The following is a 21,609-nucleotide window of genomic DNA, read 5'->3' as shown; positions in this document are numbered from 1 at the left end:
ATCGCTCGCGCTCTCAGGGGTGCGGAATGGCCAGGTCATGCGATCCCGACAAATCGGACAGACGATACGGGAATGTCGGCGCCCGGGAATCCCGGAATGAAGCAGCGAGCCGGTGACGGGATCTCACTGCCGGTTCGCTGTACCGCACGCTCGATACGTCGCACTGAACTTCCCGTCTCGCCGGTTTCAGCGGCATGCGTCCGCGATCTTGGAAGGTCGATTCCGTGCTGCTATCGTTGTGCACCTTTTGACGATTTCGGAGCGGGAGATACATGCCCTTGATCTTGCGTCGAGCGATTGCCGCTGATGCCGCAGAGGTGGCTGAAGTCTATCTACGGTCGCGCAACACGCTGGCATCCTATGCGCCGCTCGCGCACTCGGAAGCCGCCGTCCGCGATTGGGTTGCCAACGTGCTGGTTCCGTCGGGCAACGTTACCGTCGCCGTGAACGATAACCGCATTGTCGGCATGGCCGCGCACGTTGTTGCTGACGGCGTGGCGTGGCTTGACCAGTTGTATGTGTGCCCCGAATGCAAACGACAAGGGATTGGCACTTCCCTCCTGGAATCGGTGAAGTCGCAGACGGTTGGCAAGCTCCAGCTCCATACGTTCCAGATGAATCTCGATGCCGCTGCGTTTTACGAGCGGCATGGGTTCATTGCGGTTGAATACAGCGATGGGAGCAGGAATGAGGAGGGCTGCCCTGACGTCTTGTACTGCTTGATCCGGTAGCACGCGAAACGCCCGCCTGTCCTGCGCAGACAAGCGCTTCCCCAAGGGTCCACCGGCACAGCCATTGGAGCATGCGCATCAACGTAGCGGCCCACACCCCGCCACCCTCACGCTCGGCGAGTGCTCAGCTTGATCGTCCCTCGTCGGCGACGCGGGCAAGCCACGCCGAAAAGCTCCCCGCTACACGCTCGCGCCGCGCATCATCATGCCAGACCCGAATCACTTGTCCGGAGCAACCGCCTTCCGCGGGATCGAGGTCGATACACAAATGATTGCCGCTGCCGTCATGCGTGAATGGAATCCACTTCAGGTTGTACCAGTCGTCCCCGATGCCTGGATCCGGCTCCGATTCCACACCGTCGAAATCGCCTCCGTCGACGAGACCTTTCCAGATACGCCATTGCGCGAGGATCTCGTGCGCGCTCAGCAGCGCATCACTTCCGTAAAATTCATCCCCCGAATCGGCCTGGCCATCGTGAATGCGCAGGCTGTCGACGAATGCGTCAGGCAACCGCGTTCCCAGCGCAGTCTGCAAGGCTGCGATCGCGTCGTCGGACGCCGGCCCGTTGAGGCCACCCGGCAGACGTGATGCATCGGCGGCGAAGGCTGCTTCGAGTCGTTGCCATGTTTCGCGAAGATCGATGCCGCGTGCGTCGTCGATATTACGGGGCGTCGCGCGGGCGTCGACCACTGGTGACGGTGGTGAGGCTGCCTCGACGGATGTTTCCGCCACGGGGCACGGCGGTTCACTGGCGAGGTCGCGGTCGAGACGCAGGAACAGCACCGACGAACCTGCCGCCATGGGACCTTCCGCGGCGGGGATCGCGACGAGCACATCGGCACGAACGACGCCGCCGATCAACCCGTCGCCTTCGGACGGCAACAGGCGAACGACCAGGTTTCCGTCGACGCCACGATGCAGATTGCCCCATCGCATCGCGTTCAGTCGGGCATCGCGCTCGACGCCGTGGTCGACGATGCCGGACTCCCAATGAGGCCCCGGCGTTGCAGCATGCTCGAGCAAATCGAGTACGCGCGGCATGATCGCGTGCATCAGCATCGCCACTGCGCTCGTGTGGCCCGGCAGGTTGATCAGCGTGGCCTGATCGTAGCTGGTCAGGACCGTCATCCCGCTTTGCGTACCGTCCGGGCGCGTGAACGGCAGAATGGTTTTCTTCGGCGGCGAGCGATTGTCACTGCGTCCGAAGTTGAAGCAATTGACCGGCGTTTGCTTGATGTCGACAGTCGTTTCGTCGTAGGCGTACACCAACTGCCTATTCAGCCCCAGATTCCGAAAGGGCGGCACGGCAGGCAGCCCGGCACCGACGATGAGGTCGTAACGCTGCGCGAGCTCGGCCAGTTTCTTCTTGAACGCGTATTCGTTCTGCTGCACCTCAAGCGGCGGCCGTGCCATGTCCGGCGGCTCGATGTACTCGACCGAACGCACCTCGTATCCCCAGCGCTGCAGGACCGCCCGGATGTACGGTCCGCTCGTGTCGGGCCGCTGCCAGCGCTCGCGCGCGGTCCGGGGTACGCACTGCTCATACCCGACAATCAGCACGCCGATGCGCGGCCGTTTCGTCACCTCGATGTCGCGTACGCCTGCGGCCGTCAGCGCGATCTGCCGTTCGGCCGTTATCCGGCTGCCCCTGGGCAGGAGCAGGCTGCCTTGCCGAAATTCGCTGCCCGGTGCGATCACATGCCGGCCGGCGGATAGCGGCGCGTGCAGCAGCAGAAGCGATCGAGCGCCACGGTACGAAACCTCGAGGTCGCTTTTCGGCACGACGGTGTCGGCGTTTTCCGGCAACGGGAAATGAGGTGGGACGTCGACCGCACACTGCGCGCCGATTGCGCGAGCCGCCGGACTTCCGGCCGGCGAGGCCAGCGCGCGCCGGCTGAACTGGAAGTCGAGCTCGGCCGGTGCGCCACGCGTCGCATGCGCGGTATCGGATGCACGCAACGCATAGCCTTCGACCGCAGCAAGCGGAACGGGCGGAACATTCTCGGGGGCGAAAACGTCCGCCGCCGTCACGCGCGTCAACGCATCCTCGACCGGAATCGTCTCGGATTGCATCGCGCCCGGCACGGCCCGTCGGCAGAGCTTGTAGGGCTGGTCGAGCCAGAAGGGGAAGTTCTCGTGATCGTTCATGATGATGGGTGTTGTTATGCCCTGGTTCGAAGGAGGCCTGCGGACCACGGCACAGGTACGGTTATCGTCGCCCGTGGCTTAACGTTTTGCCGCAGGCTGCGGAGAACCGACATCGACGTAGAACGGCTCCTGGTCGATCACACGCTGATTCAGATAGAAATTGCCGAGGAAAGCGCCGCACGTCGATTATCGCTGGCATCGATACGCTTGACCGATACTTCCGGATCCCTTGATGCGCCCTCCTCTGTCGAGGCAAACGGATACTCGTCGGAATCGCAATCGGTCGACGTCTCGTCCGGATCGCCGGTGAACGTGCACGGGCCAGTGACCGCGCCGTATATTTGCCAGGAAGATGAATGCAATATTAACAAAGGCCATATCACGATCGTTTCTCTTTTTTAAACAATCCGATCCGATTCAACGACTGTTAAATCCCCTGTAACCCGGACGCAGTTCGCCACGAGGCCGGGCATGGATGGCGTTGCAAATCGATTCGCGAGACATATGCTGGCCGGATCGTCCGGGTCGCGAACATCAACGGATGGCGAAAGTGTTGCACTTCGGATTGGAGGCCGCCCCCACGCGGTGATTCCAGATCAATCAACTCGGCTTTCCGGAGTGGTCAAATCGCTTTGAAACGATCGCATCCACAATTTCATCTGAATCGGCCAATTTAAAAACGCATCCCGATATATTTCATTTTACTTGCAATGACTAGCAAATGATGTAGGCTTGCTGGCGCCGTCATGAACTTCTTCAAAACCCTCTCCGCGGTGCATTTAACCATGCGCAATTTATTAGATCGTTCTGCGTCGAATTCGATTCAATACTCCATTGGAATCCTGCTGATTGCAGCCAGCCTTGCCGAAATCGCGCATGCGGCGCCAATCGAGACGTCGTTGCAGCGCTCGATCGGGCAGGCGCTTGAATCCCGATCGGGTGGGACGTTGAAGCTGCCGGCCCGGTCGGACGACAGCCTGGTCGAGGCAATCAAGACCGACGAAATTTCCGGATGGGTATTTGGCACTGCGACGCAAATCCTGCGCGAAGACGAATCCGGCGATCCCGTCACGAAGCTGTTCATTGCGCGCAACGTGAATGGCCGATGGATCGCGGGTGTGGAGGGCAGCAGCCAGTTTGGAGCCTTGCTCGATGCGGCACCCCCCACGCTGCTCGCGACCGACGAGCGGAAAAATCTGGCGTCGAGACGCGCATCGCTTGCACCACGGTCGGCTGCCTTGCCGCAACCGGGCCTTGCGTTGCCGTGGGAACCGAATGCCGGGTGGTATTGGACGGGCGGTGCACACGGCTGGTCCGGACAAAGCAGGCCGTATAACTCCCTCGATTTCTCGGGTGGCAACGGCCGCGTGCTGGCGGCGCGAGACGGCTATCTTTACAAGAGCTGCGAGCGCGACGGCAGCGCCATCGTGAAGGTGGTTCACGACAACGGCTATGCGACGACTTATTACCACATGGTCCAGCTGACGTCGCTGAACAGCGGTACGCGGGTCCGTCAGGGGGAATATCTCGGCAGCGTCGGAAACGGCCTGCCGTGCGGCGGACAAACGACGGGGCCGCATGTTCACTTTTCATTGAGCAAGGATGGCAATGACGTGTCCGTCAATGGCATGACGATCGGCGGCTGGCAATTCTTCGAGGGCACTTCGCCGTATTCCGGATACGCGGTTCGCAATCAGCGCCGCGTCTCTCCGCAAGCATGGCTGGTCAACTACGGGAGCGCGGATTCCGGCGATCCGTCCACGCCCGTCAGCGCACGTGTACAGGCACCGGGTCCGGCGAATCTGCGCAGCGCGCCTTCATTGTCGGCGCCGGTCGTCGGTTCGCTCGAGAATGGGCGCACCGTGCAGCTCGCTTGCCACCAGTACGGCGATTCCGTGAATGGCAACTGGGGCGCCACACGGCTTTGGTATCGACTCGCCTCGAATCAATGGATCTCCGACGGATTCGTCTACACGGGCAGCAACGACCCTGTGGTGCCGGAATGCGTGAATTAGCGCGGGCGCACCGCGACAGGAAACACGATGCCCCACGTGTCGATATTTTCCGGACCGAAATCGATCCATCTTTGCGGTCACATCGGACGCCCCCGAACCGGAAGCGTTGACCGCGCTCCATCTGTTTCCAACCAACTGCGACTCGACCCGAACGCGCACGTCAGACAAGACCATCAATCCAGCAAGGCAGTGGGCCGCAGGCGCGCACGCCCACTGCCCACTGCCTCGCCCAATCCGCAAAGCGCCTTAAAGAATCCGGTTCAGCGCATCCGCAAACCGCCCAACCGCCCCATCGACATCATGCAGCTTGTCGAGGCCGAACAGCCCCAGCCGGAAGGTTTTGAAATCCTCCGGCTCGTCGCACATCAGCGGTACACCCGCCGCGATCTGCAACCCGACGTCGGCAAACTTCTTCCCGGTTCGAATCCCGTCGTCGTCCGTATAACTGACCACGACACCCGGCGCCTCGAACCCTTCCGCCGCCACGCTCCGGAAACCCTTCTCGGCCAGCAACGCACGAATCCGCTTGCCCAGCTCCAACTGCTCCTCTTTCACCTTGTCGAAGCCGTACGCCTCGGTTTCCTTCATCACGTCGCGCAGCGTCGTGAGGCTATCCGTCGGCATCGTCGCGTGGTACGCGAACCCGCCACCTTCATACGCTTCCATGATCTGCAGCCACTTGCGCAGATCGCATGCGAAGCTGGTGCTGGTCGTGCCGTCGATACGTTCGCGGGCCAGTTCGCCGAGCATCACCATCGCGCAGCACGGCGACGCGCTCCAGCCTTTCTGCGGCGCGCTGATCAGGATATCGACGCCGCTCGCCTGCATGTCGACCCACACCGTGCCGGACGCGATGCAATCGAGCACGAACATGCCGCCGACCGCATGCACGGCATCCGACACCGCGCGCAGATACCCATCGGGCAACATCATCCCGGACGCGGTTTCGACGTGCGGCGCAAACACCAGATCCGGCTTGTGTTCCTTGATCGCGGCGACCACTTCGTCGATCGGCGCCGGCGCATAGGCGGCCTGCCGTCCCGCTTCGACCGGGCGCGCCTTCAGCACCGTCGTCTCGGACGGAATGCTGCCCATGTCGAAAATCTGCGACCAGCGGAAGCTGAACCAGCCGTTGCGGATGACGAGGCACTTCTTGTTGGTGGCGAACTGCCGCGCGACGGCTTCCATGCCGAACGTCCCGCTGCCGGGGACGATCACCACGGACTTCGCGTTGTAGACTTTTTTCAGCGTGCCGGAGATGTCGCGCATGACACCCTGAAAGCGCTGCGACATATGGTTGACCGAGCGATCGGTGTACACCACTGAATATTCGAGGAGCCCCTCGCGGTCAACATCGGGAAGTAATCCTGGCATGCTCGCCTCCGGTGAAAGATGAACGATGGAATCTGGGCGAGCAGTGTCCGTGATGCGATACCGCGCTGCACCCATGCAATTGCGTTATTTTCTCGACGAAAGCAGATTCTAACGAAGGCCGCGCGCCGCTTGGGGCATATTTTGTCGGCTGTCCGGCGCAGGCGTGACGGCGCGCCGCCGCCGGCCGACGCGCCGCGCTGCAACGGAGCCGCCACGGGCCCCGGCTGAATCGCCCGCCCCGTGGCCGTCCACGCCGACCGTTGCAGCGCACGACGCCCCCGAAGCCCTGTTCCATGTACGGATAAATGGCACGTCCGCCGCGTGCCGCCTACCATGTCGGCTCTCCCTTCACGACAGAGTCTTCGATGATCCCCCACCGAGCATCATCACAGCAGCCGTCGGCCGATCCCGCGCTCGCCGAGCGCGTCGATGCGGTACTGTCCCGCCAACTCGACACGCAACGCCTCGTCGGCGTGGTCGTCCTGGTCGCACGCGACGGCGAACTCGTCTATCGCCGCGCGGCCGGGTTCGCCGACCGCGAAGCACGCACGCCGATGCAGGAGGACACGCTGTTCAGGCTCGCGTCGGTGACGAAGCCGATCGTCTCGGCAGCAGCCATGGCGCTCGTTGCCCGGCACAAGCTGTCGCTCGACGACGACGTCACGAAGTGGCTGCCCGAGTTCCGCCCGGCGCTGCGGGACGGCAGCGTGCCGGTGATCAAGGTGCGCCACCTGCTCACGCATTCGGCCGGCCTCGGCTATCGCTACGCGGAAGCCGACGCGGCCGGCCCGTATGCACGCGCGGGCGTCTCCGACGGGCTCGATGGCGCATCGATCACGCTCGCCGAGAACATGCGCAGGATCGCGAGCGTGCCGTTGCAGTACGCACCCGGCACCGGCTGGAACTATTCGCTCTCCATCGACGTGGTCGGCGCGGTGATCGAGGCCGTCACCGGACAGCCGCTCGCCGACGCGGTCGATGCGCTGGTGCTCCGCCCGCTCGGCACCCGCGACACGGGATTCGTCGCACGCGATGCCGCGCGGCTCGCGACGCCTTACGTCAACGACACGCCGCAGCCGCACCGGCTCGCCGAGAACGAAGCCGTACCCATCTACGAAGGCTCCGTCGGCGTGACGTACTCGCCGTCGCGCGCGCTCGACAAGGAGGCGTTCGCATCGGGCGGCGCCGGGATGGTCGGCACCGCCGGTGACGTGCTGGACGTACTGGACACGCTGCGGGCCGGTGGCGGCGCCATTCTGCCGGCCGAGCTGGTCGACGAGATGGGCCGCATCCACACCGGCAACCTCGCGTTGCCCGACCTGCCCGGCGCGGGCTACGGGATCGGGTTCTCCGTGTTGCGCGACCCGCGCGCGGCGCTGTCGCCGGAGTCGCCGGGCACGTGGCGCTGGGGCGGCGTCTACGGTCATTCCTGGTTCGTCGACCGCGCACGAGGGCTCACCGTCGTGTCGCTGTCGAACACGCTTTACGAAGGGATGAACGGCCCGTACACGCTCGATCTGCGCGACGCGGTCTACGGCGTCGGCTGACACGCGCAGACCTGCGCCATGTCGTTGCGCGCGCAACAAAAAAGGCCCGACACGGTCGGGCCAATGAGGTGAGACACAAGGAGAATCCCGCCCACCACTCCGGGCGGGTCACGCCGCGCTACACGACGTTCTTTTCGACGATCGGCCGGTTCTCCAGCACGCGCGCCCAGCCGAGCGTCGACAGGTCGAGCGTGTCGTAACGCCCGCCCAGAATGAGTTCACTGACGCCGCGCCCCGTCGCCGGCCCCTGCTGCAGCCCGTGGCCGCTGTAGCCGTTCGCGAACACGACGTTGTCGAGGTCCGGGTGATACCCGATGATCGCGTTGTGGTCGAACACGTTGTACTCGTAGTACCCCGACCAGCAGTTCTCCACGCGCAGCGCTTCGAACGCCGGCACACGGTTCGCGAGCGTCGGCCAGATCACTTCGTCGAACAGGTCGTGGTCGACTTCGTCGAGCGGCAGGTCGTCCGGGTCGCGGTCCGGGCTCGGCGACGTCCCGCAGATATACGTGCGCCCTTCCGGCCGGAAATACACGCCGGTCGGATCGATCAGCAGCGGGCAATCCGTGAGCTTCGCCGGCGACGACACGTTGAAGATGCTGCGGCGCCGCGCATACACGGGGATGTCGATGCCCATCATCGACGACAGCGTGCGCGTCCATGCGCCGGCCGCGTTCACGAGCGTGTCGCACGCATAGCGTTCGCCGTCGGCCGTGACCACGTGCGTCACCTTGCGGCCGTCGCGCACCACGTCCTTCACGTCGGACGGCACATAGCGCGCACCGAGCGCCTGCGCCTTCTTGCGCAGCGCCTGCACGAGCCCGTAGCCGTCGAACCAGCCTTCGCCGCTCACGCCATACGCGCCCGACACAAGATCGTCGACGTTCAGCCACGGGAACTTCGCGCGCAGCGCATCGCGATCCATCAGCCGGATGTCCGCGCCGAGGCTCGTCTGCAGCGCGTGGTTCTCGCGCAGCGTCGCATCACCGGCCGGCGTCGCGAGGAACAGGTAGCCGCCTTCGTGCAGGTCGATCGACGGCTGATGGCCATCCACTTCGAGGCGCTCGCCGATCGTGCGCAGGAAGTCGATGCCGAACAGCGACATCTCGATCGACAGCGGCGTCGAGAACTGCTGGCGAATCGACGCGGCCGACAACGCCGACGACGATCGCGCATAGGTGGGGTCGCGCTCGATCACGGTCACGGAAACCGTGGGATCGGTGGCGCGCAGGAAATAGGCGATCGAGCTGCCGATCACACCACCGCCGACGATGACGACTTGAGAACTCACGACTGACTCCAGTTGCACAGATTGGGCGCGGCCAGCCGGCCGCGCCCGTGGGTTGTTCGTGCCGCGTCACGCGCGGCGTCGCGCGGGCAGACCGGTGCGGCTGCCACACCGGCGTGCGCCGCGATCGCCACCGATCGCTGATGGCATTTCAGCACGTCCGGCGTCGCCGCGAAAGCCCGCGCGCGGGTGGCGTTCAATCCGCCGATTTCGTCGTGACGGGCTGCCACGCGGCGTTCTTCACCTCATACAGCGTCGAGCTCGGGTTCTTCAGGTCGCCCGTGTTCGTGAACGCGATCGTGCCCGTGATGCCGTCGTAGCGCGTGCCCTTCAGCGCGCCGTTGAAATCGGCCGGCTTCGTCGAGTTCGCCCTCTGCATCGCGTTGATCGCGATCCAGGTCGCGTCGTACGCGAACGGTGCGTACGCAAGCATATCGATGCCGTACTTCTGCTTGAATTTCGTTTCGAATTCCTTGCCCTTCGCGAGACGCGCGAGCGGCTGCCCGTATTCCCACACGGACGCACCTTCCGCCGCATTGCCGGCCAGCTTGATGAAGTTCGCGTTCATCACGCCGCCGCCCGCGAGGAACTGCGCGCGGATGCCGAGCTGGCGCATGCGCTTCACGAGCATCGCGGCCTGTGCGTCGAGCCCGCCGAAGAACACGAGATCGGCGTTGGTGCTCTTGATCTTCGTGAGCTGCGCGCTGAAGTCAACCGCCTTGTCGTTCGTGAATTCGCGCGCGACGATCGTGCCGCCGTTCGCCTTCACCGACTTCTCGAATTCGTCGGCTTCGCCCTGGCCGAACGCGGTGCGATCGTCGATGATCGCGATGCGTTTCGCCTTGGTCACGCTCGCCGCATACGCGCCTGCGTTGCCGGCGTTCTGCGTGTCGGTCGCGATCACGCGGTACACGGTGCCGAGCCCGGCGCGCGTGATGTCGGGATTGGTCGCCGACGGCGTGATCATCGGAATGCCGGCCTTCGCGTAGATCTTCGACGCGGGCAGCGTCGTGCCCGAGTTGAAGTGGCCGATCACGACGGCCACCTGCGCGTCGGCGAGCTGCTGCGCGGCCTGCACGCCGGTGCGCGGATCGCTCTGGTCGTCCTGCGACGCGACGACGAACTTCACGGGCTTGCCGCCCACCGTCGTACGTGCGGCATTCGCTTCGTCGACGGCCATGCGCACGCCGTTCTCGATGTCCTTGCCGTAGGCGGCGCCGCCGCCCGTCAGCGGGCCGGCCACCCCGACCTTGACGACCATCTCCTGCGCGTGAACCGCGCCGGTCTGGAGCGCGAGGATCGCGGCGGTCAATGCGACGCCGGAAAGCGAACGAATGCGGAACGTCATGACAATCCTTGTTCTGGGGGCCGGGATGCAACGCGCGACTGCCGCGCGTCGGCAACCTCCCGCGTGCCGGTCATGTCGTCCGCCTGCGGGGCGTCTTGCAACGCCGCTACCGGCCGGTCGATCGCCGCGGCTCCGTCTCCGAAGAGCCTTTCATCGCGAAAGAGGTGAATGGATTGTGGATAGCCAATACCCGTGCAGCAAACGAAATATCGGAACTATGTTGTGAGGATTTGTCATCAAGTGCCGCGTACGCGGGCGGCCCGCGGCCCACGCCACGGTGGGCCGCGGGTAAATCATTACCGTGGAATGCCGCGCCGGCGCCCGGCCATCAAGGCCGGCCGTGGTCATGCCGACGGCGCATCATCGTGGCGATGACGGCCCGGCCGGCCATCGCGACGCCCGCGGCGCTGCGTCATCGGTCAGTGCCGATCGGTGCCCGTCTGCTTGCGCACCGCATCGGCCGCCTCGCCGGCCTGCTCCTGCATCTTGCCGGCCTCTTGTTCAGCGACGCCTTCCGCTTCCGTCTCGCGGTCGCCCGTGACCTTGCCGAGCGCTTCCTTGACCGAACCCTTGACTTGTTTGAGCTTGCCTTCGATGCGATTCCTGTCCATGGTCGTCTCCTGCGATGGTTGGGGGAGAGCCGGCGGCGTGACGGCCCGCGTCGCACCGCCGAGTGGACAGGATCGCAAGCGGAGGCCGCGCGCGGCAGATGCGGATGCACCAGCGCGCCTGGTGCATTCGTACCGGCGCCCTCAGTCCTTGTCCTTCGCGCCGCCCTTCTCGCCACGCGCGCCGTTCGCATCGGCCGCGCCGACGATCCCGCGTTCGCGCGCCCACACGATCGCCTCGCCGCGGCTGTGCACGTCGAGTTTCGCGTAGATCGTCGCGACGTGATTGCGCACGGTGTTCGGCGCAAGCCCGAGGCGGCCGGCGATCTCCTTGTCGGCAAGACCGTGACACAGCAGGTCGAACACGTCGCGCTCGCGTGCAGTCAGGTCCGACAGCTGGGCGCCCGCATCCGGCGCATTCGCGCGCCGCACGTTCGCGAGCTTCTCGATCAGCGTACGGCTGAACCAGGATGCATCCTGCATCGCCGTTTCAATCGCGTAGACGAGCTCCATCTCCGTGCGCTTGCGGTCGCTGATGTCGAGCAGCGCGACGAGCAGGCAGTCGCGCCCGTGAATCGCGACGGGGTCGGCCGACACGACGCAATCGCGCACGTCGCCCTCGCGCGTGCGGATCTGCACGTCGGCGTTGCGCACGTTGCCGTCGCGTGCGAGCCGGCCTTCGATGCGCTGCCACGCGCCGCGTTCGGCCCATAGCCCGATCTCGTCCGCGGATTTGCCGAGCAGGTCGTCCTGCGCATGGCCCGTCAGCGCGGCGAACGCGTCGTTCACGTCGAGCAATTCGAAGCGGTCGGCGGTGACGATCGCGGTGGCGACCGGCGCCATCCGGAACGCCGTCGCAAAGCGTTCCTCGCTCTGCCGCAACGCGCGCTCGGCCTGCTTGCGCGGCTCGAGATCCATGAACGTGAACAGCATGCACGCCTCGTCGTTCATGTCGATCGGCTGCCCGGCGACCACCACGGCCTTCGTGCTGCCGTCCGCGAGCTTCAGCACGGCCTCCATCTGCGGGATCGTCGCACCTTCGCCGAGCCGCTCGATCGCGAGGTCGCGCCGGTCGGCCTGGTCGAGCACGTCGATCTCGTACACCGAGCGGCCGAGCACGTCGTCACGCGCGTGGCCGGTCAGGTCCAGAAAGCCCTGGTTGACCTTCACGTAGCGCAGGTCGTCGAGCCGGCAGATCACGGCCGGCGCCGGATTCGCGTTGAAGGTGCGCTCGAAGCGTTCCTCGGCGCTCGCCCATTCGGTCGCGTCGTGCAGCACGAGCGCGAGACAGTCGGGCTCGCCGGCCGCATTCGTCAGCACGAGGCTGCGGATGCGGTGGACCCAGCTCACGGTTTCGTCGGCGGCCGATTCGACTTCGACCGTCACGTCGCTGAACTCCTCGCCCGCGATCACACGATCCATCGGATAGTGGCCGTCGCGCACCGGATGGTTGTTCCGGTAGCGCAGCCGGAAACGCTCGCGGTAATCGGTGACGGTCGCACCGAGCGCCTTCAGCTCGGTCACGCCGTGCATCGCGAGCGCAGCTTCGTTCGCCCAGACGATCCGCTGGTCGGGCTCGACCAGGATCACGCCCTCGGTGAGCCCCGCGATGATCTGGTGCAGCTGGCGCCGATCGGTATGCGACTTCAGCGCCTGTTCGTTTACCTGTTCGTTCATCGAATGGTTGTCCCTGTCGTCAGCATGACTGCCGGCCCGGTTGCCGCTTCGTCGACACGCGCCGGCCGGCGCGTGTGGCGATGATCGCGTGCCGCACCGGTGCACGACAGACGCGGATGCACTATTCGTCATAGTACATGCGCACGGCCTGCCCCACCGTGCGGTGTCCCGCCGATCCCCGAAGCATCCACTGCGCCTGCTTTCCGCACGTCCCAGCCGACAGGCGCACCACCGCCCCCTTCTCGACGCCCCGTGCAAACGCACTAGCCGATCAGGTGAATTTGCGGGATGTCCACGCCCGTTTGCATCGGTACGCTGGTACTGCATCGGCGCTCATGCGCTGCCTTCCGATCCGCAGAGGAGAAGCACGATGAAGCTGCATCAGACACCCGATCCGACGCGGCCCGAACCGGCCCCGGACAATCCGCCCGAACCACCGCCCGGCACCGATCCGCCGGTTCCGCTGCCGCCCGACGTGCCGCGCCCGGACATGCCGCCGCGCGAGCCCGGCTACGACACGCCGATCGCCCGTTGATCCGGGCACGCGCCATGCTCGGCAGTCAATCCATTCACCACGCCCATCGAAGGAGAACATCAATGAACAAGACCTCGCACCTTTCGACGCTGCTCGCCGCCAGCGCGGCCTTCCTGCTTTGCGCCGCACCGCTCACGAGTGCGCAGGCGCAAGCCTCGTCCACCGACAGCGGCATGACGGCCGAATCGAACCAGCCCGTCACCGACACGTGGATCACCACCAAGGTGAAAGGGGAACTCGCGACCACCGACGGCGTGAAGAGCACTGACATCAGCGTGAAGACGGTCGACGGTGTCGTCACGCTCACCGGCGTGCTGCCGTCGAAGGTCGCCGTGAAGAAGGCTATCGCCGTCACGCGCGCGATCAAGGGCGTGAAGCACGTCGACGCATCCGGCCTGAAGGCGAAGGCCTGACCTCCCGGCGCGGCATGCCGCCGCGCCTTTTATCCCTGCATGACAAGGAGCACATGATGAACGAGGACAAGATCAAGGGTCAGTGGAAGCAACTCTCGGGCAAGCTGAAGGCCAAGTGGGGCAAGTTGACCGACGACGACCTGAAGGTGGCCGACGGCAATCGCGAGTATCTGGCCGGCAAGATCCAGGAGCGCTACGGCATCGCACGCGATGAAGCCGAGAAGCAGTTGAAGGAATTCGACCGCGAACTGTAACGCGATAGCGCTTCCATCGCGCTTCAATGCAACCGCCGCGGCGCCAACGGCGTCGCGGCCACCAGGACAACGACATGGGCAAATACCTGATCGCCTGGCTGCTCGGCGTGCCAGTCGGGCTGCTGGTGCTGTTCTTTCTGATCACGCACGTCTTCTGAGCGTGCCGGCTCGATCAGAGCCGATCAAAACAACTCGTTTTCAAGGGAGATGAACAATGAAATTGCTTTCGATCTCGGTCGCCTGCATCGCCTTGATGACCGCTTCGATCCCGGGTTTTGCGGCAGGGTGCCTGAAGGGCGCGGCCGTGGGCGGGGTCGCCGGCCACGTCGCGGGGCACCACGGGGCAGTGGGCGCCGCCGCGGGTTGCGCGATCGGCCACCACCACGCGGCAAAGAAAGCCAAGGCGGCAAGCGCGGCAACGGCCGCGTCGCAATGAACGCGTCATGACGGGGCCGCCCGACGTTCTTCGAAACGGCCGGCGTTGCGCCGCGTGCGCGATGCCACCGGTAAGAACATGACCACCCGATTTACAACAATTTCGCCAATCCAAGGGGAAAATCGTTCATGGACATGCATGGCTTGATCATATGGCTGGTCATCGGCGCCATCGCCGGCTGGCTTGCGGGCGTACTCGTCAAGGGCGGCGGTTTCGGCCTGCTCATCGACATCGTTGTCGGGATTCTGGGCGCGGTGATCGGCGGCTGGCTCGCCGGATTGCTCGGTATCGGCTTCAGCGGGATTCTCGGCTCGATCGTCATCGCCCTCATCGGTGCGGTGATCCTCTTGCTCGTGATTCGCCTGTTCCGTCGCGCAACGTGACAGGTCATCGAGCGCGCCGGCGAAGCGCCGCATCAGAACACCCCGGCATGACAGGTTCAACGCCATGAGGGACGAGCCCGGCGTTCGACACCGGGCTCGCGACACTTAGTGCCCCTTGTAGAGATCGAGCAACTGGCTATGCAAGGCCATCATGTCCTTGTCATGCTGCATCTGCAGTTTCGCCATCGCTTCGTTGTGCTGCATTTCCATCGCCATCATCTTTTGCTGGATGCCGATGGCCTGGGTACGCTGCTCGGGCGTGAGCTTGTCCATCATCATCATGGTCCAGTCGCTGGTATGCGACATGTAGGTGCCGCTGCGACCAATGCCGCCGCCGTCTGCCTGTGCCGCACCGGCGACGAGCAGGAACGGAATGGCGCCACACAGCATGAGCTTGCGAATCGGGTTCATCCGGGTTCTCCTGTCAAGAAAGGACGTCGGGAAGCGCCCGTGTCGCATGCACGGGTTTCCTGAGCGTGTGTCATGAACTGCCAGCGGACCTCGAGACCTCGTCCAATCAATCGACCCGATGATCGAAAGGTGTCTCCCTGACACGTGCTACGACGAATCGGCTGATGAATGAGGGGTCGACTGGCGAGACGTTTGTCGTCCCGAACCGGCGGATATGACACGGCTCGATGAGATTTTCGGGGTCGCGTCATCCCGCGCGCCCGGCGGTAGCATCCATGACCGCCCATCCCCGAAATGGCAAACGCCCTGCATTCGCAGGGCGCTTCAGGCCGCGGGTCGTGCGTGCGCCGGCCAATCGGTCGCGGCTGGCGCAGCGCCCCCGCTTTCCTTTCGTTACTTCGCCGCGTTCGCCGTCATCTTGAAGATGCCCTGCGCGTTGCCCGCATCGAAACGCAGGTCGGTCACCCAGCGGCGCGCCGCCTGGTCGAACGTGCGCTTGCGCGTGATGAACTCGTAGAACGAGCCCGGCACGTTGCGCTTCACCGTGCCGCCGTCGCGCGTGCGGAATTCGCGTTCGACGGTATCCGCGCGATACGCGGTCTGGAACACGCGGCCCGAGCGCGAGCGCTCGACTTCCGGCTTCATCGGCCGGCCCTTCGCCTTCTCGTCGTCGGACAGCTTGAACACGTCGGCGACGCGGTCGGTCGCGTGGTTGAACGCGTTGCCTTCGGTCGCGATCCACGCCATTTCCGCCGATTCGAGCAGCAGCGTTTCGTAGTCGAGTTCGTTCGGCAGGTCGTGCTGGCGCGCGAACGCGCCGACGATCTCCGGCAGCAGCGCGTGCGCGGCCTCTAGCGAGAGCCAGCCTTCGCGCTCCACTTCCCACAGCAGCGCGACGGCCGCCGGCGACAGCGGATCGCGCGACGTGCTCACGACGTTCGTCACGGCCTGCTGGAATTCCTTCGAGAAACGTTCCGGATGCAGCTCGCTGACGAAGAACTGCGCGATTTCGTCCGGTGCGTCTTCATGCGCATACGCGCGGCCGGTCATGCCGAGCTTGTCGAGCGGGTAACGGCCGTTCAGGCGGAAGCCGAGCGGACGCAGGATGCGCGTGAACGCAGCCTCGCCCGGCGGCAGCGCGCCGGTGTGCGGCCAGCGCACCGTGCGCAGCGCGCCGTGGTCGAAATAGACCGAGCCGCCGCTTTCGACTGCTTCGGCCGTGTACGCGCGGCCGTTCGCCGAACGTTCGAGCAGCCCTTCGAACAGCGCCATGTTCATCGCCTGCGCGATTTCCGCGCGCGTCACGACGCCGTCTTCCCATTCTTCGAGGATGGCCGGCATGTTCAGGGTCGAGAACAGGGCGTCGGTCTTCGCCTGTCCCAGCAGCTTCGTCAGCAAGCTCTCGATATTCGGATTGCGCATCAGGATTCTCGTCTCGGGGGACCGCCGGCAAACGTGCCGGCAACTCGTCGGCCGGCCGCCCCACGGGCGCCTGACCTTGCGTGGAGAGCATTATTCAAAGGGTTGCAGCGGGGCGTAAAGCGAGATTAAATTGATATGTGATGAGTTTTTGGAATTATCAGCCGCTCCCGGCTTCGCCCGCCGGCCCGCACCGGGCAGGTGCGTTCGTCAGACGAATTCAGGGCCTGTTTAGATATGGAACGCACATGCGAATGCCCGAAATCGCTCGTAGGGCAAGGAGTGAGGAGCGCCGTTTGGCCGAGCCAAACAAGCGACGAGCGACGCCGCCATACGGGCGATTTCGGGCATTCCCGTGGCATGATTTTTTAATTTGGGGTTGCCACGAGAACGGCCGCTCGCCGCGTTGCGCTCCTTGCGAATACGTCAGTATTCGCGGCGTCGCGCGCCTCGCGAGCGGCCGTTCTCGTGGCAACGCATGCGCGTTCCATATCTAAACAGAGCCTGACATCATGCGTAAATTCAAGATCCCCAACATGGGCGCGCTCGTGGCTTTCGAAGCCGCCGCGCGCCACGAAAGCTTCACGCACGCGGCCAAGGAGCTGTTCCTGACCGAAAGCGCGGTATCGCGCCAGATCGCGACGCTCGAAGCGAGCCTCGGCGTGCGGCTGTTCGCCCGCGTGAAGCAGCGCGTCGTGCTGACGCGCGCCGGCAAGCTGTACGGCACGCAGGTGCGCCGCGCACTGGAAGCGCTCGACCGAGACACGCTGTCGATCATCGCGCACGGCAGCGGCGGCGGCTACCTGGAGCTCGCGGTGCTGCCGACCTTTGCGTCGCACTGGCTGATCCCGCGCATCAAGAGCTTCTACGATCGCACGCCCGACGTGCGCGTGAACATGGGCAGCCGCACCGACCTGTTCTCGTTCGAGGACACCCACTTCGAGGCCGCGATCCACTACGGCAAGCCGACCTGGCCCGGCACGTCGTCCGACTACCTGTTCGGCGAGGAAGTCGTGCCGATCTGCTCGCCGGCGCTGCTCGACGGGCCCGTGCACAGCGTCGAGGATCTGCTCGCCTACCCGCTGCTGCACTCGACGACGCGCCCCGGCGCGTGGGCGCAGTGGTTCGAGACGCACGGCGTCGAGGACATCCGCACGATGCAGGGCGTGCGCTACGAACTGCACACGATGCTGATCAGCGCGGCCGCGGCCGGGCTCGGCATCGCGCTCGTGCCGAAGTTCTTCGTCGAGGAACAGTTGCAGCAGCTCGGGCTGGTGGTGCCGTGCGATGCGGCGTCGGTCGGCGATTCCGCGTACTACCTCGTCTATCCGACGGAGTTCAGCCACAGCAAGCCGCTGGAGCTGTTTCGCGGCTGGCTGCTCGAGCAGGCGAGCGCGTATGCGGCGCCGGATGTCGACGCGGATGGCGGCGATATCGTGGACGACGAGGACGTCGAGTAACGGCGCGGTCGCGGCCGCCTCATGGCGCGGCGGCCTCGCACGCATGTCGCGTCGGCAGGCTGGCCTTCACGACCTTCACCAGCCGCGCGTGATCGGGCTCTTCCAGCCCCGGGCACACGGTTTCCAGATCGCGAATCACGAGCGTCGCGTGCCCGTCGAAGCGGCACACGCGTTCGGGTTGCGCGGCGGGCAGCCGCAGACTGCGCCGTGCATCGCGCTGGTTCGTGAACCGGATCACACCCGCGCGTTGCGAACGGTCCGGCAGGCGCCGCGCCGATGCGTCGTCCTCCTCGAACCACACGTCTTCCCCGCTCTCTTCGTCGCCGTAATCCACTATGAAACGGCCCGACAACGTGATCGCACGGCCGACGTACACCGAATGGCATTCGGGTTCGGCGTCGGCCGGGATCGTCTGCGCGTGCGCCGCGGCCGCGCCGCAAGCCAGCCACAACACGGCGCACAGCACGCGGGCGCGGCCGGTCAGGTTCGACACATCAATCGATTGGCGAATCATGGGCAATGAGGTGCGGGTCATCGTGACGACGACCCGCATTGTCACCCGGCGCCTGCATCACGTGCATTACATGTGCCACTTCACCGTGGCGGTCAGCGTGCGCGGATCGCCGGGCAGGTTGTACAGGTCCGCATTGCCGTGCGCGGCGATGAAGTAGCGGCGATTGAACAGGTTGTCGAGCGTGAGCGTCACGTCGACCTTCTTGCTGCGATAGCCGGCGCCCAGGTTGAACACGGTAAACGACGGCAGCGTGACGAGATCGCTCGCCGACGTGTAGCGCGCCGACTGGAACTGCATGCCGGCCGCCGCATAGAAACCGTACGGCAGCTCGCGCTTCACCCACAGGTTCGCGCTGTGGCGCGGCATCAGCCCCGGCGTGTTGCTCGACACCGCGACGCCGGCCGCCGTCGATTGCGCCGAGCCGTCGACCGTCCCGTTCAGGTACGCGTAGCCCGCATACACCGACCACTTCGGCGCGATCTCGCCGGTAAAGCCCAGCTCCATCCCGTGTACGTGCTGCGTGCCGATCGGCAGCGCATAGCCGGGATTCGCCGGGTCGCCGATCTGCTGGTTGGTCTGGCGCATGTCGAACAGCGCGACGCTGGCCGTCGCCTTGCCGCCGAGGTCGAAGCGCGAGCCGACCTCATACGCGGTGGTCTTCTGCGGCGCGAGCGCGGCGCCGTTCGAGAATGCGCCCGAGCTGATCAGCGTATCGGCCAGCGGCGAGAACGACTGGCTGAACGATCCGTACAGCGTCAGCCAGTCGAGCGGTTCGTAGATCAGGCCGACGCGCGGGCTCCACGCGTGATCGGTGCGATCGAGGTTGACGTTCGACGACGTGTAGTCGTGGCGGATCTGGTTCAGGTAGTCGAAGCGCAGCCCCGCGAGCACCTTCCAGTGCTCGGTGAGCGAAATCAAATCCTGCGCGTACACCCCCGCGAGCCCGACGACGGTCGACGCGTTCGTCTTCGCCCGCGTGCCGGTCGGCACGCCGGGCAGCACCACCTGCTGCGGATTGAACAGATCGTAGGTCGCGACCTTCGACACGCTGTAGATCGTGTCGAACTTCTGCTGCTGCGACAGTTCGAGCCCGTACAGCAGCTCGTGACGCATGCCGAACAGCGACGTCTTCTGCGTGAGCTCGAACAGGCCGTCGATGCCGTGGTCGGTACGCTGGCGCGTCGACTGGTCGAGCGTCACGACCGGATGCGCGGCCGTCTTGATCGGCTCGTACGTCACGTAGTTCTTGCGTTCGAGCGAGAAGTCGTACGCGCGGATCGCGCCATGGAACGACAGCGAATCGTTGAAGCGATGATCGAGCGACACCGTCGCGCTCTTCGCGGAGACATCGTTGTACGAGCTGTTCGCCGCGTCGGCCGAGCCGTAGAACGTGTTGATCGGCACGTCGACCGGCCGGCCGAGATACGCGGGCAGCCCCTGGTCGGACGTGCGGCGATCGTGCAGGTAGTCGAATTCGACGTTCAGCACCGTGTCGCGGTCGAGCTTGAACTGCGCGGACGGCGCGATCGCCTGGCGGTTGAGCTGGAACTGGTCGCGGAAGCTGTTCGAGTTCTCGGCCGCGCCGGTGATCCGGAAACGCGCCGCGTCGTTCGCATTCCAGCCGAGGTCGAATTCGCCGCGCCGCTCGCCGCGCGTGCCGAGCGTCACGCCCACATCGCGCACCGGGTTCGCGTCCGGCCGCTTCAACACGCGATTCACGATGCCGCCCGCCGAGCCGCGCCCGTACAGCACGGCCGCCGGCCCCTTCAGCACTTCGACGTGATCGACGTTCGACAGGTCGCGATAGTAGAGCGCATCGTCGCGGATGCCGTCGACGTACTGGTCCGTGATGCTGTTGAAACCGCGGATCGTGATCTGGTCGCGCTGGCCGTCGCCGACCGAGAAGCCGACGCCCGGCACGTTGCGCAGCGCATCCTGCATCGACGTCGCGTTCTGGTCCTCGATCACCGCGTGCGGCACGACGTTCACCGTCTGCGGTACGTCCATCAGCAACATGTCGGTCTTGGTTGCGGCACGCGAGCGGCCGCCGTCGTACGACGCATGCTCGGCGGTCGCCTTGACCGAGATCGCGGGCAAGGTTGCCGCGGCGTCGCTCGCCTGTGCGAAGGAGGTGCGTGCGCCGGCCAGCGACGTAGCGATCAGCAGCGCATGGCAAGCGCTCTTGTTGAGTTTCATCGTTGAAGTAGAGGCTGAGGGAAAACGGCGAACGGAAACGCATCCGGCCAACGCGCGAACCACGCTGTGAATCGGGCTGGCGACATCCTTTCCGTGAACAAGCAGCGGCGCGCAGGGATCGCCTCGTCGCGCCCACGGGCCGGTGAACGGCCGGCGGCGGGTGGCAGCCGGCCGGCAGAGCCGGCACGAAAGAGGCCGTGACGCTCCGTCACGGCCCGTAACGGAGCGAAATATTAAACGAGAATGATTCGTGTTTTTAGTTAATTTTTAACGTGTCGCCTGCCCGCAACGTGCGTGCGCATCGCGCTCTGCATTCCTGACGAATGCCTTTCTATTCCGCGCTTTTATGCGACCCGACCGTAATAAAAACGAAAGAAATACTTCGGCCGCATCAGGCGATGACGGGCCAGGCAACAGGCGGGATTCGGGAGACGACGACGAAAGGACTGGAGAGGATCACGAAGCATCCGTCGAAGCGGACGGCGCGCATTCGAAGTCCGGTGCGCGCCGGACCGGGCAACCCCGACCCGGCGCTCCGGGCAGCCGACCTCGCATCGGCAGCGCGGCGGACCTTCTTCCGTTCTTCACTACATATGCTCTCAGGCTCGCTTCATTTTTTTCTTCGCCGCGCCGGGCCATTATCCGCTGAAACTGGCCCGTTTGAAACGTTTGCGGGCACTGTTGGCGGCTTATACCAAGCATTCGGCAACAGTCTTTCTGAATGCTTACGATGCATGCGGCGCGATTCGGCAATTCTTGCATTCGCGCCGGCGTTCCTTTTTAATGGAACTGGTTCCAGTCGTTGAATCGGCCAGGGTCACGCGTGACGTGTCGTCGTCCGCGCGTCATGA

Annotated in this window: 23 protein-coding genes; 12 read left to right on the top strand and 11 right to left on the bottom strand. The window is 64.9% G+C overall.

The window, feature by feature from the left end:
- Nucleotides 1–272: 272 nt before the first annotated feature.
- Complete coding sequence (locus QZM35_RS00795) at nucleotides 273–731, top strand: GNAT family N-acetyltransferase (protein ID WP_301775203.1); 459 nt, start codon at nucleotides 273–275, stop codon at nucleotides 729–731.
- A gap of 124 nt (nucleotides 732–855) precedes the next feature.
- Here QZM35_RS00795 and QZM35_RS00790 read toward each other — a convergent pair whose 3' ends face one another.
- A complete protein-coding gene (locus QZM35_RS00790) occupies nucleotides 856–2,880 on the bottom strand; it encodes an SMI1/KNR4 family protein (protein ID WP_301775202.1) in 2,025 nt (674 codons plus the stop codon).
- Here QZM35_RS00790 and QZM35_RS00785 point away from each other — a divergent pair.
- Complete coding sequence (locus QZM35_RS00785) at nucleotides 2,869–3,282, top strand: hypothetical protein (protein ID WP_301775201.1); 414 nt, start codon at nucleotides 2,869–2,871, stop codon at nucleotides 3,280–3,282. The two genes, QZM35_RS00790 and QZM35_RS00785, sit on opposite strands and share 12 nt — an antisense overlap.
- A 383-nt stretch (nucleotides 3,283–3,665) precedes the next feature.
- A complete protein-coding gene (locus QZM35_RS00780) occupies nucleotides 3,666–4,895 on the top strand; it encodes a peptidoglycan DD-metalloendopeptidase family protein (RefSeq protein WP_301775802.1) in 1,230 nt (409 codons plus the stop codon).
- Nucleotides 4,896–5,141: 246 nt separating this feature from the next.
- On the opposite strand, the gene QZM35_RS00775 is transcribed toward QZM35_RS00780, so the two are convergent.
- On the bottom strand, nucleotides 5,142–6,269 hold the full coding sequence (locus tag QZM35_RS00775) for an aminotransferase class V-fold PLP-dependent enzyme (protein ID WP_089432132.1): 1,128 nt from the start codon (nucleotides 6,267–6,269) through the stop codon (nucleotides 5,142–5,144).
- Between the two features lie 365 nt (nucleotides 6,270–6,634).
- Here QZM35_RS00775 and QZM35_RS00770 point away from each other — a divergent pair, with 365 nt between their 5' ends.
- Entirely contained in the window at nucleotides 6,635–7,816 is a 1,182-nt protein-coding gene (locus QZM35_RS00770; protein WP_089428342.1) for a serine hydrolase, read from the top strand.
- Nucleotides 7,817–7,934: 118 nt separating this feature from the next.
- Here the strand turns inward: QZM35_RS00770 and QZM35_RS00765 are convergent, their stop codons facing one another.
- From QZM35_RS00765 to QZM35_RS00745, 5 genes are all read right to left on the bottom strand, one after another.
- Nucleotides 7,935–9,107, bottom strand: a complete 1,173-nt coding sequence (locus tag QZM35_RS00765) for an FAD-binding oxidoreductase (RefSeq protein WP_089457572.1) — start codon at nucleotides 9,105–9,107, stop codon at nucleotides 7,935–7,937.
- Nucleotides 9,104–9,304, bottom strand: a complete 201-nt coding sequence (locus QZM35_RS00760; protein ID WP_301775200.1) for a hypothetical protein — start codon at nucleotides 9,302–9,304, stop codon at nucleotides 9,104–9,106. The genes QZM35_RS00765 and QZM35_RS00760 overlap by 4 nt, the downstream gene beginning before the upstream one ends.
- Complete coding sequence (locus QZM35_RS00755; protein ID WP_301775199.1) at nucleotides 9,301–10,452, bottom strand: branched-chain amino acid ABC transporter substrate-binding protein; 1,152 nt, start codon at nucleotides 10,450–10,452, stop codon at nucleotides 9,301–9,303. The genes QZM35_RS00760 and QZM35_RS00755 overlap by 4 nt, the downstream gene beginning before the upstream one ends.
- Nucleotides 10,453–10,871: 419 nt before the next feature.
- On the bottom strand, nucleotides 10,872–11,063 hold the full coding sequence (locus QZM35_RS00750; RefSeq protein WP_089428345.1) for a CsbD family protein: 192 nt from the start codon (nucleotides 11,061–11,063) through the stop codon (nucleotides 10,872–10,874).
- A 141-nt stretch (nucleotides 11,064–11,204) separates the two neighbouring features.
- On the bottom strand, nucleotides 11,205–12,737 hold the full coding sequence (locus QZM35_RS00745) for a helix-turn-helix transcriptional regulator (RefSeq protein WP_089432129.1): 1,533 nt from the start codon (nucleotides 12,735–12,737) through the stop codon (nucleotides 11,205–11,207).
- 370 nt (nucleotides 12,738–13,107) lie between these two features.
- Here QZM35_RS00745 and QZM35_RS00740 point away from each other — a divergent pair, with 370 nt between their 5' ends.
- The 6 genes from QZM35_RS00740 to QZM35_RS00715 all read left to right on the top strand — a co-directional run bounded on the left by QZM35_RS00740 (nucleotide 13,108) and on the right by QZM35_RS00715 (nucleotide 14,758).
- Nucleotides 13,108–13,272 carry a hypothetical protein gene (locus QZM35_RS00740; RefSeq protein WP_174975033.1) on the top strand — a complete coding sequence of 55 codons (165 nt, stop codon included), beginning with the start codon at nucleotides 13,108–13,110 and terminating at the stop codon, nucleotides 13,270–13,272.
- Nucleotides 13,273–13,334: 62 nt separating this feature from the next.
- Nucleotides 13,335–13,685 carry a BON domain-containing protein gene (locus QZM35_RS00735; protein WP_089428347.1) on the top strand — a complete coding sequence of 117 codons (351 nt, stop codon included), beginning with the start codon at nucleotides 13,335–13,337 and terminating at the stop codon, nucleotides 13,683–13,685.
- 56 nt (nucleotides 13,686–13,741) lie between these two features.
- Entirely contained in the window at nucleotides 13,742–13,939 is a 198-nt protein-coding gene (locus QZM35_RS00730; RefSeq protein ID WP_009694074.1) for a CsbD family protein, read from the top strand.
- A 26-nt stretch (nucleotides 13,940–13,965) separates the two neighbouring features.
- Nucleotides 13,966–14,097 carry a hypothetical protein gene (locus QZM35_RS00725; protein WP_256976851.1) on the top strand — a complete coding sequence of 44 codons (132 nt, stop codon included), beginning with the start codon at nucleotides 13,966–13,968 and terminating at the stop codon, nucleotides 14,095–14,097.
- Between the two features lie 56 nt (nucleotides 14,098–14,153).
- Entirely contained in the window at nucleotides 14,154–14,375 is a 222-nt protein-coding gene (locus QZM35_RS00720; protein ID WP_089428348.1) for a hypothetical protein, read from the top strand.
- Nucleotides 14,376–14,503: 128 nt separating this feature from the next.
- Nucleotides 14,504–14,758 (top strand): GlsB/YeaQ/YmgE family stress response membrane protein, encoded by a 255-nt coding sequence (locus tag QZM35_RS00715; RefSeq protein ID WP_089428349.1) that lies wholly within the window; start codon nucleotides 14,504–14,506, stop codon nucleotides 14,756–14,758.
- Nucleotides 14,759–14,863: 105 nt separating this feature from the next.
- On the opposite strand, the gene QZM35_RS00710 is transcribed toward QZM35_RS00715, so the two are convergent.
- Complete coding sequence (locus QZM35_RS00710; RefSeq protein ID WP_089428350.1) at nucleotides 14,864–15,169, bottom strand: hypothetical protein; 306 nt, start codon at nucleotides 15,167–15,169, stop codon at nucleotides 14,864–14,866.
- 393 nt (nucleotides 15,170–15,562) lie between these two features.
- Nucleotides 15,563–16,591, bottom strand: a complete 1,029-nt coding sequence (locus QZM35_RS00705; protein ID WP_089432128.1) for a DUF1338 domain-containing protein — start codon at nucleotides 16,589–16,591, stop codon at nucleotides 15,563–15,565.
- 509 nt (nucleotides 16,592–17,100) lie between these two features.
- Between QZM35_RS00705 and QZM35_RS00700 the strand changes: the two genes are divergently transcribed.
- A complete protein-coding gene (locus QZM35_RS00700) occupies nucleotides 17,101–18,048 on the top strand; it encodes a LysR family transcriptional regulator (RefSeq protein WP_089428352.1) in 948 nt (315 codons plus the stop codon).
- A 19-nt stretch (nucleotides 18,049–18,067) separates the two neighbouring features.
- On the opposite strand, the gene QZM35_RS00695 is transcribed toward QZM35_RS00700, so the two are convergent.
- Together QZM35_RS00695 and QZM35_RS00690 are read right to left on the bottom strand one after the other, a co-directional pair.
- Nucleotides 18,068–18,541: a hypothetical protein gene (locus tag QZM35_RS00695; RefSeq protein ID WP_301775198.1), complete on the bottom strand. Its 474-nt coding sequence runs from the start codon at nucleotides 18,539–18,541 to the stop codon at nucleotides 18,068–18,070.
- Between the two features lie 87 nt (nucleotides 18,542–18,628).
- Nucleotides 18,629–20,758, bottom strand: coding sequence for a TonB-dependent siderophore receptor (locus tag QZM35_RS00690; protein WP_301775197.1), 2,130 nt, complete (start codon nucleotides 20,756–20,758; stop codon nucleotides 18,629–18,631).
- A gap of 323 nt (nucleotides 20,759–21,081) precedes the next feature.
- On the opposite strand from QZM35_RS00690, the gene QZM35_RS00685 reads away from it, so the two are divergent.
- Nucleotides 21,082–21,564 carry a hypothetical protein gene (locus QZM35_RS00685; RefSeq protein ID WP_179255293.1) on the top strand — a complete coding sequence of 161 codons (483 nt, stop codon included), beginning with the start codon at nucleotides 21,082–21,084 and terminating at the stop codon, nucleotides 21,562–21,564.
- The last annotated feature ends 45 nt before the right edge of the window (nucleotides 21,565–21,609 follow it).

This window comes from Burkholderia sp. AU45274, from assembly GCF_030482505.1.
GTDB lineage: Bacteria > Pseudomonadota > Gammaproteobacteria > Burkholderiales > Burkholderiaceae > Burkholderia.
Note: the sequence above shows the minus strand (reverse complement) of the source record. Positions and strands in the feature narration are given on the sequence as shown.